15 protein-coding genes are annotated in these 10,449 nt (G+C 71.6%); 8 read left to right on the top strand and 7 right to left on the bottom strand.

The genetic code is table 11. From position 1 onward, the window contains the following. The first annotated feature begins 97 nt into the window (after positions 1–97). Entirely contained in the window at positions 98–1,864 is a 1,767-nt protein-coding gene (locus ACWEVN_RS42530) for an IlvD/Edd family dehydratase (RefSeq protein ID WP_449680252.1), read from the top strand. 63 nt (positions 1,865–1,927) lie between these two features. Further along, positions 1,928–2,224 (top strand): DUF3040 domain-containing protein, encoded by a 297-nt coding sequence (locus tag ACWEVN_RS42525; RefSeq protein WP_449688062.1) that lies wholly within the window; start codon positions 1,928–1,930, stop codon positions 2,222–2,224. A 69-nt stretch (positions 2,225–2,293) separates the two neighbouring features. Here the strand turns inward: ACWEVN_RS42525 and ACWEVN_RS42520 are convergent, their stop codons facing one another. Beyond that, the gene (locus ACWEVN_RS42520) at positions 2,294–2,710 is read right to left on the bottom strand and encodes a CBS domain-containing protein (RefSeq protein ID WP_310970564.1); all 417 of its coding nucleotides are present in this window, start codon (positions 2,708–2,710) and stop codon (positions 2,294–2,296) included. 88 nt (positions 2,711–2,798) lie between these two features. On the opposite strand from ACWEVN_RS42520, the gene ACWEVN_RS42515 reads away from it, so the two are divergent. Continuing rightward, positions 2,799–3,425 (top strand): UdgX family uracil-DNA binding protein, encoded by a 627-nt coding sequence (locus ACWEVN_RS42515; protein WP_452055063.1) that lies wholly within the window; start codon positions 2,799–2,801, stop codon positions 3,423–3,425. On the opposite strand, the gene ligD is transcribed toward ACWEVN_RS42515, so the two are convergent. Genes ligD through ACWEVN_RS42495 form a run of 4 tightly spaced genes read right to left on the bottom strand, consistent with a single transcriptional unit; the run spans position 3,418 to position 5,836 of the window. Continuing rightward, positions 3,418–4,281: a non-homologous end-joining DNA ligase gene (ligD, locus tag ACWEVN_RS42510; RefSeq protein WP_452055062.1), complete on the bottom strand. Its 864-nt coding sequence runs from the start codon at positions 4,279–4,281 to the stop codon at positions 3,418–3,420. The two genes, ACWEVN_RS42515 and ligD, sit on opposite strands and share 8 nt — an antisense overlap. Then, the gene (locus ACWEVN_RS42505; RefSeq protein WP_452055061.1) at positions 4,278–4,697 is read right to left on the bottom strand and encodes an ATP dependent DNA ligase; all 420 of its coding nucleotides are present in this window, start codon (positions 4,695–4,697) and stop codon (positions 4,278–4,280) included. The genes ligD and ACWEVN_RS42505 overlap by 4 nt, the downstream gene beginning before the upstream one ends. After that, positions 4,694–5,626 (bottom strand): non-homologous end joining protein Ku, encoded by a 933-nt coding sequence (gene ku / locus ACWEVN_RS42500; protein ID WP_449688059.1) that lies wholly within the window; start codon positions 5,624–5,626, stop codon positions 4,694–4,696. The genes ACWEVN_RS42505 and ku overlap by 4 nt, the downstream gene beginning before the upstream one ends. Positions 5,627–5,641: 15 nt before the next feature. Beyond that, positions 5,642–5,836, bottom strand: a complete 195-nt coding sequence (locus ACWEVN_RS42495; protein ID WP_449688058.1) for a hypothetical protein — start codon at positions 5,834–5,836, stop codon at positions 5,642–5,644. A 176-nt stretch (positions 5,837–6,012) separates the two neighbouring features. Here ACWEVN_RS42495 and ACWEVN_RS42490 point away from each other — a divergent pair, with 176 nt between their 5' ends. Then, the gene (locus tag ACWEVN_RS42490) at positions 6,013–6,231 is read left to right on the top strand and encodes a hypothetical protein (protein ID WP_449688057.1); all 219 of its coding nucleotides are present in this window, start codon (positions 6,013–6,015) and stop codon (positions 6,229–6,231) included. A gap of 8 nt (positions 6,232–6,239) precedes the next feature. Here ACWEVN_RS42490 and ACWEVN_RS42485 read toward each other — a convergent pair whose 3' ends face one another. Next, complete coding sequence (locus tag ACWEVN_RS42485; protein WP_191314477.1) at positions 6,240–6,971, bottom strand: ANTAR domain-containing response regulator; 732 nt, start codon at positions 6,969–6,971, stop codon at positions 6,240–6,242. Between the two features lie 293 nt (positions 6,972–7,264). Here ACWEVN_RS42485 and ACWEVN_RS42480 point away from each other — a divergent pair, with 293 nt between their 5' ends. After that, complete coding sequence (locus ACWEVN_RS42480; RefSeq protein ID WP_449688056.1) at positions 7,265–7,618, top strand: STAS domain-containing protein; 354 nt, start codon at positions 7,265–7,267, stop codon at positions 7,616–7,618. On the opposite strand, the gene ACWEVN_RS42475 is transcribed toward ACWEVN_RS42480, so the two are convergent. Further along, positions 7,615–8,580 (bottom strand): TIGR03557 family F420-dependent LLM class oxidoreductase, encoded by a 966-nt coding sequence (locus tag ACWEVN_RS42475; protein WP_449688055.1) that lies wholly within the window; start codon positions 8,578–8,580, stop codon positions 7,615–7,617. The genes ACWEVN_RS42480 and ACWEVN_RS42475 overlap by 4 nt on opposite strands. A 119-nt stretch (positions 8,581–8,699) precedes the next feature. Between ACWEVN_RS42475 and ACWEVN_RS42470 the strand changes: the two genes are divergently transcribed. From ACWEVN_RS42470 to ACWEVN_RS42460, 3 genes are all read left to right on the top strand, one after another. Continuing rightward, positions 8,700–9,029, top strand: a complete 330-nt coding sequence (locus tag ACWEVN_RS42470; RefSeq protein WP_191314474.1) for a plasmid stabilization protein — start codon at positions 8,700–8,702, stop codon at positions 9,027–9,029. A 62-nt stretch (positions 9,030–9,091) separates the two neighbouring features. Beyond that, positions 9,092–9,541: an ATP-binding protein gene (locus ACWEVN_RS42465; protein WP_310970546.1), complete on the top strand. Its 450-nt coding sequence runs from the start codon at positions 9,092–9,094 to the stop codon at positions 9,539–9,541. Next, entirely contained in the window at positions 9,538–10,329 is a 792-nt protein-coding gene (locus ACWEVN_RS42460; RefSeq protein ID WP_449680246.1) for a SigB/SigF/SigG family RNA polymerase sigma factor, read from the top strand. Before ACWEVN_RS42465 ends, ACWEVN_RS42460 begins: the two co-directional genes overlap by 4 nt. Positions 10,330–10,449: the final 120 nt, after the last annotated feature.

The raw sequence follows: 10,449 nt of genomic DNA, 5'->3' as shown, positions 1-10,449 counted from the left end.
CAATGTGGCGTTCGGTGCGTTGGACGCACCCAACGCCACATTGGGGCGCTTGAGGCGGGGCGTGCAATCCGGGACCGCCGTTGCCAGACTGGCCGGTATGGGACTGCGCAGCGAAGCTTGGTTCAACAACCCCGCCGACCCCGGGATGACCGCGCTCTACCTCGAGCGGTACCAGAACTGGGGCCTGACCCGGGAGGAGCTGCAGTCCGGCAAGCCGATCATCGGCATCGCGCAGACCGGCTCCGATCTCACCCCCTGCAACCGCCACCACCTGCAGCTGGCCGACCGGACCCGCGAGGGCATCCGTGAGGCCGGCGGGATCGCGATCGAGTTCCCGGTCCACCCCATCCAGGAGACCGGCAAGCGCCCGACCGCGGCCCTGGACCGCAACCTCGCCTACCTCGGCCTGGTGGAGACGCTCTACGGCTACCCGATCGACGGCGTCGTGCTCACCACCGGCTGCGACAAGACCACCCCGGCGTGCCTGATGGCCGCCGCGACCGTGGACCTCCCGGCCATCGTGCTGTCCGGCGGCCCGATGCTCAACGGGTGGTTCGACGGGCAGCGCACCGGATCCGGCACCATCATCTGGAAGGCGCGGGAGCTGCTGGCCGCCGGCGAGATCGACGACGCCGGGTTCATGGAGCTCGTCGCCTCGTCCGCGCCCTCCCCCGGGCACTGCAACACGATGGGCACGGCGTCGACGATGAACGCGCTCGCCGAAGCCCTCGGGATGAGCCTGCCCGGCTGCGCGGCCATCCCGGCCCCGCACCGCGACCGGGCGCGGATGGCCTACCGGACCGGGCTGCGGATCGTCGAGATGGTCCGCGAAGACCTCAAGCCGTCGGACATCCTGACGCGCGCGGCGTTCGAGAACGCCATCGTGGTGAGCTCGGCGATCGGCGGCTCGACCAACGCCCCCATCCACCTCGGCGCGATCGCCCGGCACATCGGCGTCGACCTGCCCCTCGACGACTGGCAGCGGCTCGGTCACGCCGTCCCGCTGCTGGTCGACCTGCAGCCCGCGGGCAAGTACCTCGGCGAGGAGTTCCACCGCGCGGGCGGTGTCCCGGCCGTGGTGCACGAGCTGATGCGGCACGGGCTGATCCACGAGGACGCGCCCACCGTCAACGGCCGCTCCCTGGGCGACAACTGCCGCACCGCCGAGGCCGGCGACCGGGACGTCATCCGGACGTTCGACACCGCCCTCACCCCCGACGCCGGCTTCCTGGTGCTGAAGGGCAACCTGTTCGACGCGGCGATCATGAAGTCCAGCGTCATCTCGCCGGAGTTCCGGCAGCGGTACCTGGCCGGCGGGGTCTACGAGGGCACCGCGGTCGTGTTCGACGGTCCGGAGGACTACCACGCCCGCATCGACGACCCGGACCTCGGCGTCGACGAGCACTCGCTGCTGGTCATGCGCGGCACCGGGCCGCTGGGCTACCCGGGCTCGGCGGAGGTGGTCAACATGCGCCCGCCCGCCGAGCTGATCAAGCGCGGCGTGCACGAGCTGCCCTGCCTCGGCGACGGCCGCCAGTCGGGCACCTCCGGGTCGCCGTCGATCCTCAACGCCTCCCCCGAGGCCGCGGCGGGCGGCGGCCTCGCCGTGCTGCGGACCGGCGACCGGGTCCGGATCGACCTCGGCGCCGGCACCGCCGACGTGCTGATCCCCGACGACGAACTCGCGCGGCGCCACCGGGAACTGGCCGAGGCGGGCGGGTACCCGGTGCCGGAATCGCAGACGCCGTGGCAGGAGATCCAGCGGTCGATGACCGACCAGCTCTGCGACGGCATGGTGCTGCGGCCCGCCGTGGCCTACCAGCGCATCGCGGCGACGAAGGGAATTCCCCGCGACAACCACTGATTCCGGTGCTTCGGCGCGGCGGAAAACGGGTATCCCCGCGATAGCCGAGGCGAGGAGGCCCCCATGCTCCCGGATCGTGAACGCCACGCCCTGCGCGAGATCGAAGCGGAGCTCCAAGCGAGTGATCCCGCGTTCGCCGCCGCCTTCAGCGGCCGCAAGCTGCGTTCGCCCCGGCGGTGGCCCCTGCTGCTGGTGCTCTGCGACATCACGGCGGTGGTGATGCTGCTCGTCGGGCTGTTCGCGCGCGACGCGGTGCTGGTGCTCTGGGGCACGGTGGGCGCGGGTGCGCTGGTGGCCTGGCACATCGCCCGCGCCGAGGCGGTCCGCGAGTCCACTGAGGACGGTGCCGCGACCCCCTGACCGCACACGCAGTACGGCCGCCCCCGGAACCTCGCGCCGGGGGCGGCCGTACTGCGTCGAGACGCCGGGTCAGTCGTAGGACAGGGCCTCGACCAGCTCGCCGGCGGTCGGGTTGGACAGCGCCCGGGCCACGTCGGCCTGGGCCACGATCCCGACCAGGTCGTGCCCGTCGATCACCGGCAGCCGGCGGACGCGGTGCTCGGACATCGTGCGCAGGATCTCCTGGGCGTCGTCGTCCGCGCCGATCGTCACGACCTCGCCCTGGGCGAGCTCGCCGACGTGGAGCGCCCGCGGGTCCTTGCCCTCGGCCAGGACCTTCACCACGATGTCGCGGTCGGTGATCATGCCCTTCAGGCGGTTGTCCTCACCGCAGATCGGCAGGGCGCCGACACCCTTCTGCGCCATGGTGACCGCGGCGTCGTGCACGGTGTCCGACTCGCGGGCGCAGGTCGCGTCCGACGTCATGATGTCGCGTGCGGTGGTCATCGTGAACTCCTCTCTCCAGTGCGGTTGTCCTGCGGCTACCCGGGCCGGGCACGTTTACCCGCGGCCCGGACGGGGAATTTCGCCGCACATGCCGGATTCCCGCGGTGCCGAGCCGCCGGACACCACCGACCTGGCCCGGTTGCGGTCGGCGGCGTCCGGCTGCCAGGGGTGCCACCTGTACCAGGACGCCACGCAGACGGTCTTCGGCGAGGGCTCGGCCGGGGCGAAGGTGCTCGTCGTCGGCGAGCAGCCGGGCGACAAGGAGGACCTCGCGGGCGAGCCCTTCGTGGGCCCCGCCGGGAAGCTCCTGGACCGCGCCTTCGACGAAGCCGGCTTCGACCGGGGTGCCCTGTACGTCACCAACGCCGTCAAGCACTTCAAGTTCAAGCGCGAGGGCAAGCGCCGCATCCACCAGAAGCCGGGCCGCACCGAGGTGGTCGCGTGCCGCCCGTGGCTGCTGTCGGAACTGCGCGCGGTGCGCCCGGACCTGGTGCTGCTGCTGGGCGCGACGGCCGCGCAGGCGCTGCTGGGCCCGAAGTTCCGGCTGACCGCCCACCGGGGCGAGCCCCTGGAACCGCCGCCGGACCTGGCCGAGCTGGTGCCGTCGGCGGTGGCGACGGTGCACCCTTCGGCGGTGCTGCGCGCCCCCGACCGGGACGAGGCCTACGCGAGTTTCGTCGCCGACCTCAAGGCCGCGGGCAAGCTCCTCAGGTGAGCTTCTTCAAGGCCGCTTCGGCCGAGCCGGCGTGCTCGCCGAGGTTCCGCCAGGGATCCTCCTTGCGGGCCAGCCGCTGTTTCTCCTTGCCCAGCGCCCAGCCGTCCGGGTCCGCCTTCCCCAGCTCGTGCCAGTCCAGCGGGGTCGCGGCCGCCGCCCCGGGGCGGGCGCGCAGCGAGTACGGGGCCACGAACGTCTGCGCGTACCCGTTGCGGTTGGCGTCCAGGAAGATCCGGCCGCCGCGCTTTTCCTTGCGCTGGGCGGTGGTCAGCCGATCGGGGTCGTCGCCGGCGACGCGGTCGGCGAGGGCGCGTGACAGCTCCAGCACGGTCTCGGTGTCCGACTTCGCGTCCAGCGGCGCGAGGACGTGGAACCCGCGGCCGCCGGTGGCCTGGACGAACGCCGTCAGGCCGGCCCGCTCGTAGTGGCCGCGGATCCGCCGCGCGACCGCGCGCAGCTCGGCGACCGGCGTGCCGTCCGGCGGGTCGAGGTCGAGCACCAGCCGATCCGGGCGGTCCGGGGCGTCCACAGTGGACAGCCAGACGTGGAACTCAACGGTCCCCTGGTTCGCCAGGTACTCCAGGGTTCCGGCGTCTTCGCACACGACGTACTCGTCGGTGCCGCCGCCGCGGCGGGGAACGCGCTCGACGCGGATCGAATCCGGGAAGTGCTCCCCCGGGTGCTTCTGGAACCAGCCCTGCTTCCCGATGCCGTCGGGGTAGCGCCGCAGCGTCAGGGGTCGGCCGCGCAGGTGCGGCAGCATGACGTCGGCGACGGCGCGGTAGTACTCGACGACGTCACCCTTGGTCAGGCCGTCCTCGGGGTAGAACACCTTGTCCGGGTGGGAAGTCTTCACGCGCGCTCCCGGACGACGTCCGCGGCCTTCTTGTCCTCGCGCAGCCCGGCGAACCGCGGGTGCCGCAGCCGCCCGTCCCGCGTCCACTCGCAGAAGCCGATCTGCGCGACCAGCTCGGGACGCACCCAGTGCGCGCCCGGTTCCTTGACCGGCCCGGCGAACGGCGACCGCGCCGTCTCCCGCGCCCGCAGCTGCGCGTGCAGCGACGTCAGCAGCTGCTCGTCGAAGCCGGCGCCGACCTTGCCGGCGTACTTCAGCGCGCCGTCTTCGTGGTAGAGCAGGTCGAACAGGTAGTAGGAGACGCGCACGCCGGTGGCCCGGGCCCGCGCGGGGTCGCTGAGGTGGGTCCGGGGCTGCAGCGCGGCGAAGCTTGTGAGCGTGGCCAGGGTCGGCTCGCGCCAGCCAGGGCCGGTCACGACGCCTTCAAGGCCTTCTCGAGCTGCGCGCGCGTCATCTTCGAGCGGCCCTTCACGCCCTGCTCGCGGGCCAGCTTGTCCAAGTCGGACTTCGACAGCTCCGACAGCGGAGGCTTCTTCGCGGCCTTCTTCTTCGGTTCCTTGCCGCCGCCCTTGCGGTTCTTCACGCTGCGCGACAGGGCCTCGAACAGGTCGACGACGTCGGCGGAAGGCTCCGGCTCCTCTTCGTGGGCGATCTCCTTGCCGGCTTCTTTCGCCTTGATCAGCTCTTCGACGCGCTCGGAGTACTCGTCGCGGTAGTCCTCGGGCTTCCACGGCGCGGTCATCTCGTCGACCAGCGCGAGGGCCATGTCGAGCTCCTTGGGCCGCGGCTTCGGCAGCTGCGGCAGCTTGCCCATGACGTCCTTCGGCTTCCGCAGGTCGGCGACGAAGTGCAGCGTGTTGAGCACCATGACGTCTTCCCCGGCCCGGACGGCGGCGAGGTATTCCTTGCCGCGCAGCACGAACTTCGCGACACCGGCCTTCTCGCTGCGGTCCATCGCCTGCAGCAGCAGGCCGTACGCCTTGGCGAAGTCCTCCTTCGCCGGCTTGAGCCAGTAGGTCTTGTCGAAGAACCACGGGTCGATCTCGTCGAGCTCGACGAACTGCTCGATGTCGATCCGGCGCGACCGCTCGGGCGCGATCTCGTCCAGCTCGTCCGGTTCGACGAGCACGTGGTCCCCGCCGCCGAGGTCGTAGCCCTTGACGATCTCGCCCTGGGTGACCTCTTCGCCGGTCCGCTCGTTGACGCGGCGGTTGCGGATCCGGTCCGACGTGCCGCGTTCGAACTGGTGGAAGTGGATCGTGTGGTCGGCCACCGCCGGGTACAGCTCCACCGGCACGGTGACCAGCCCCAGGCTCAGCGCGCCGCTCCAGACCGGCCGGGCCATGTCATCCTCCCCGTCTCAGGCGACGTCGGTGCTGCGCTGGCCGCTCCGGTGCAGCCCGAGCATGTCCAGCAGCCGTGCGCAGTCCTCGGGGTCCTTGGCCCGCGCCGCCACGGCCAGCGCGGCCTTGTGGCGCGTGCGCTCCAGTTCCGCCGAGTCGCCGTCGACCAGGAGGTCCGACACCGGCCGCAGGTCGTTCCGCTTGTCTCGCATGTTCCGCTCCCCTCCGGCAATCCCGTTCCCGTTCGCGGGCGGGTTACCCAGGATCACGACGGGCGACACGGCCGTCACCGAAGATCCCGGCCGGCTAGGCCGAACGAGTGAATTCACCCAGGTCTCGGCCCGGACACGGGCAAGGTGGTGAGACCCACGTCACACCAGGAGGCCGGATGGGCACCCAGCTCCGCATCAGCCGCGAGGACGGCTCCCTGCCGTGCGAGGTGTGCGGGTTCCCGACGATGCACGTGGCCCAGGTGGTCGCCGACGACGGCACGGTGCTGGGCCGCACCCTGGTCTGCACGACGTGCCAGCGCAGCAAGCACCGCCCGGAACCCCCACCGGCCCCGGTCGAGTCCGACGCACCCCCGGACGAGGTCCCGGCCGGCTGACCGCCGGCTCAAGCCGTCGTCGTGGCCACCGCCGCCACGAACTCGGCCGCCACCTCGTGGAGCTTGCGGTTGCCGTCCTGCGAGCGCTTCACCAGCCGCTGGAACGCCTCCTCCGCCGTGATCCGGTGGGCCGCCATGAGGATGCCCTTCGCCTGGTCGATCACCGCGCGGGTCTCCAGCGCCCGGTTCAGCTGGTCGACCAGCTCGCGCGCCGCGAAGTACCGCCGGGCGCTGCGCAGGCCGAACACCACCGTCGCCGTGTACAGCTCGAGGATCTTGGTGCCCAGCTCGCTGAAGCCGTGCTCGCCGAAGCCGAAGAGGTTCACCGCGCCCGACATGTCCTCGTCGACCGTCAGCGGGGCCGCGAGGAAACTCGCCACGCCCAGCTGCTCGGCCGAGGTCACGAACTGCGGCCACAGGTCCCCGACCGCGCCCACGCCGACGCGGACCGGCTGGCCCGTCTCGGCCGCGCGCAGGCACGGGCCGTCGCCGATGCGGTACTGCTCGCGGTCGAAGTTGACCGCCCGCTGGTCGGTGCTGGCCACGGTTTCCGGCACGCCGTCGCGCACCAGCGTGATGCTGGCCATGTCCGCCCCCGGAACCACCTGCACGACGTGGTCGCACACCGCCTGCAGCATCTGGCCGAGGTCGAGCTCGCTGTCCAGCATCGCGGTCAGCGACTCCATCGCGAGCGTGACTTCGTCCAGCCGCGCGGTGAGCTGCTCATGGCCGCCCGTCATCCTGGTGACGCCCCTCCCTTTTTCGACAGGGCGCTCTCAACCAGGGGGGACCCGGGCGCGCGCCACTAGTGGGCCGCTAGCGCTTTAACGGGTCCAGCGCGAGATTACTGCATCCCGGTCAGTCCGGGCACGAGCGGTCACCACCGCGGCGCGCCGCACGCCCGTTCGGAGCAACGACGGTTGCGGGCGGTCGGCGCAGGGTTAGTCTCGGGTGCACGGTTCAACCAGCAGCCGCTCGAACTCCCCGAGCGCGGCGCTGCGGCCGCGCCGCATCAGGACGGTGGCGAACCGGCATGAAACCTCGCTCCAGCTTGCGGCTGCGCACGGCGTGGCCCGCTCTGCACGCCGTTCTGGTGACCGCGCGCGGCGAACTCGACAGCGCGACCGCCGGCGACCTCGCCTCGCTGCTGTCCGACCGCCTGTGGGCGACGCCGGACCGGCTGGTGGTCGACCTGTCCGAAGTGGACTTCCTCGGCGTGGCGGGGATCCGGGTGCTGCTGCACGCGGCGCTGCAGGCCGGGCCGGGCGGCACCGAGCTGCTCGTGGTCACCGGGACGAACCCGGTGGTCCGGCGGGCGTTGCGGGTGACCGGGGCGGACCACCGTCTCAAGCTGGCCGAACGGCGGCCCGCCCCCGCACCGGCTTAGCCACGCAGGGCCGGGAGCAGCTCCTTCTCGGCGAAGTCGAGGAAGCCGTCCTGCTGGTCACCGCCGATCTGGACGAGCGCGACGTCGGTGAAGCCCGCCTTCTCGAACTCCTGCACCGCTTCGGCGATCGGCTCGACGTCGGGGCCGCAGGGGATCGAGCCGGCGACGTCGTCCTCGCGGACGAACTGGGTCGCCCCGGCGAACCCGGCGGGTCCCGGCAGCTCGGCGTTGACCTTCCAGCCGCCGGCGAACCAGCGGAACTGCTCGTGCGCGCGCTTCACGGCGGCTTCGCGGTCCGTGCCCCAGGACACGGGCAGCTGCCCGATCTTGCGGCTCGGCGCGCCGCCCAGCTTCGTCGCGTCCCACTCCTGGGACAGTTCCACCTTCGGCTCGACGGCGATCATCGCGTCGGCGACCGGGGCGAACCGCCGGATCGACTGCGAACCGGAGACGGCGACGCCGATCGGCGTGCGCTTCTCGGGCAGGTCCCACAGCTTCGCCGAGTCGACGCGGAAGTGCTTGCCTTCGTAGTCGAAGTAGCCGCCGTCGAACAGGCCGCCGATGATCTGCACGGCCTCGGCGAGCATTTCGTGCCGGACGTTGGCCGGCGGCCAGCCCCGGCCGATGACGTGTTCGTTGAGGTTCTCCCCCGCGCCGAGGCCGAGGGTGAAGCGGCCGCCCGAGAGCGCCTGCACGGTTGCCGCCTTCTGGGCCACCACCGCCGGGTGGTAGCGCATGGTCGGGCAGGTCACGTAGGTCATCAGCTCGGCGCGCTCGGTCACCTGGGTGACGGCGCCCAGCACGGCCCAGGCGTAGGGCGCGTGGCCCTGTTCGTCCAGCCAGGGCGAGTAGTGGTCGCTCATGACCTCGAAGTCGAAGCCGGCCCGTTCCGCACCGGCGGCGAACTCGACCAGATCGCCCGGGCCGGCCTGCTCGGTCATCAGGGTGTAGCCGATCCGCATCGGCCCTCCTCTCCATCGGCTCCCCGCGTACCCGTGAGGAGCAGGCGGTAACCGCCGCGGCCGGGACGTTTGCCGCGCGATCAAGCGGGTACCCACCCCGCGGGACGAAGGGAGCGGGTATGCCTCAGTCGTGGAGCGGCAAGCGCGAACGCCAGTACGAACACATCAAGGACTCGGCCGAGGACCGCGGCGCCAGCACGAAACGCGCCAAGGAGATCGCGGCACGGACGGTGAACAAGAACCGTGCGCAATCGGGTGAGTCCCGGCAGGCCAGCAAGACGTCGCTGAAGGACAAATCGCCCCAGCAGCGCGGCGGCGAACGGTCCGGCAACCGCAAGGGCCCGGGTGGCCCGACGAAGGACCAGCTCTACAACGAAGCGAAGAAGAAGAACATCGACGGCCGCTCGAAGATGACCAAGAAGGAACTCGAACGGGCGCTGGGCCGGTGACCATTCCCGAAACGCCTGATCACGAAGTGTCAGCATTACACCGGATGGGTAGTACCTCCCGCATGGAAGAAACTCGAAGCGACAGCTCGTTCGGCGGCAAGCCGACCGTCGACGAGCTGCTCGACGAACTCGTCGAGCTGCGGCTCCCCGCGATGGCGGAGCAGATCCCGCTGGTCAGGATGCTCACGCACGGCGTGGTCTCGCGCGCGGACTTCGGGCTGGACGCCATCGCCGACGCCAAGATGGCGGTCGACGAGGCGTGCGCGCAGCTCGTCCAGCTGGCGGAGCTCGGCTCGCAGCTGCAGTGCCGCTTCCGCCTGGCCCCCGACGGCCTGCACGTCATCGTTTCGACCCGCTCGACCGACCCGCGGCCGCCGAGCGACCGCACGTTCGGCTGGCACGTCCTGACGACGCTGAGCCGGTCGGTGACCGCGCACTGCGACGCGCTGCCTGGTGGGGGTGCGGGCATCGTGACGATCGAGCTGGTGCTCAACCCGGGAACGAGCGCGTGAGCAGCGAGCGCAAAACCCTCCTCCACCGCCCGGACGAGTATGCCCACTGCGAACCGCTGTTCGAGGAACTGGGTGGCCTCGACCCCGGCGACCCCCGCCGGGAGGTGGTCCGCAGCAAGCTGGTGACCGAGCTGCTGCCCCTGGCCGAGCACATCGCCACCCGGTTCTCGGGCCGCGGCGAGCCCCGCGAGGACCTGGTCCAGGTGGCCCGGATCGGCTTGATCAACGCGGTCGACCGCTTCGACCCCTCCCGCGGCCACGACTTCCTGTCGTTCGCGGTGCCGACGATCATGGGCGAGGTCCGCAGGCACTTCCGCGACACGGGCTGGTCGGTCCGGGTCCCCCGCAGGCTGAAGGAGCTGCACCTGTCGTTGAGCCAGGGCTCGGCGGTGCTGTCCCAGCGCCTGGGCCGCGCCCCCACGCCGACGGAGCTGGCGGAGCACTTGAACCTGGACGTCGACGAGGTCCGAGAGGGCCTGCTGGCGGGCAACGCGTACCAGGCACTGTCGGTAGACAAGCCGGTCCACGACGACGCGGAGGCGTTGTCCCTGGCGGACACGATGGGCGAGCCGGACCACGAGATGGCGATGGTGGAGAACCACGAGGCCCTCCAGCCGCTGCTGCAGGAACTCCCCAAGCGCGAGCGGGCAATTTTGGTGATGAGGTTCTTCGGCGGCTTGACCCAGACGCAGATCGCGGACCGGGTGGGCATTTCCCAGATGCACGTCTCCCGCCTGCTGTCCCAGACCCTGGAGCAGCTCCGCGGAAAGCTCACCGGCGAGGGCTGAGGGGCGCCGGTTGCCGGGCCGGCCGCGCTGGCGCTTCGCAGGGCTGATCTCGCGCCTCGAGCCCCAGGTCGCGGGCCGCAGTCCTTGCAGCACCCCCGCCCGAGGCCGGGGCCCCGCCCG

Source organism: Amycolatopsis sp. NPDC003861, from assembly GCF_053605405.1.
Note: the sequence above shows the minus strand (reverse complement) of the source record. Positions and strands in the feature narration are given on the sequence as shown.

Excerpts from the sequence above, each read along its gene's own strand:
- ACWEVN_RS42530 (WP_449680252.1), top strand. The coding sequence starts at position 98 with ATGGGACTGCGCAGCGAAGCTTGGTTCAACAACCCCGCCGACCCCGGG.
- ACWEVN_RS42525 (WP_449688062.1), top strand. The coding sequence starts at position 1,928 with ATGCTCCCGGATCGTGAACGCCACGCCCTGCGCGAGATCGAAGCGGAG.
- ACWEVN_RS42520 (WP_310970564.1), bottom strand. The coding sequence starts at position 2,710 with ATGACCACCGCACGCGACATCATGACGTCGGACGCGACCTGCGCCCGC.
- ACWEVN_RS42515 (WP_452055063.1), top strand. The coding sequence starts at position 2,799 with ATGCCGGATTCCCGCGGTGCCGAGCCGCCGGACACCACCGACCTGGCC.
- ku (WP_449688059.1), bottom strand. The coding sequence starts at position 5,626 with ATGGCCCGGCCGGTCTGGAGCGGCGCGCTGAGCCTGGGGCTGGTCACC.
- ACWEVN_RS42495 (WP_449688058.1), bottom strand. The coding sequence starts at position 5,836 with ATGCGAGACAAGCGGAACGACCTGCGGCCGGTGTCGGACCTCCTGGTC.
- ACWEVN_RS42490 (WP_449688057.1), top strand. The coding sequence starts at position 6,013 with ATGGGCACCCAGCTCCGCATCAGCCGCGAGGACGGCTCCCTGCCGTGC.
- ACWEVN_RS42485 (WP_191314477.1), bottom strand. The coding sequence starts at position 6,971 with ATGACGGGCGGCCATGAGCAGCTCACCGCGCGGCTGGACGAAGTCACG.
- ACWEVN_RS42480 (WP_449688056.1), top strand. The coding sequence starts at position 7,265 with ATGAAACCTCGCTCCAGCTTGCGGCTGCGCACGGCGTGGCCCGCTCTG.
- ACWEVN_RS42475 (WP_449688055.1), bottom strand. The coding sequence starts at position 8,580 with ATGCGGATCGGCTACACCCTGATGACCGAGCAGGCCGGCCCGGGCGAT.
- ACWEVN_RS42470 (WP_191314474.1), top strand. The coding sequence starts at position 8,700 with ATGCCTCAGTCGTGGAGCGGCAAGCGCGAACGCCAGTACGAACACATC.
- ACWEVN_RS42465 (WP_310970546.1), top strand. The coding sequence starts at position 9,092 with ATGGAAGAAACTCGAAGCGACAGCTCGTTCGGCGGCAAGCCGACCGTC.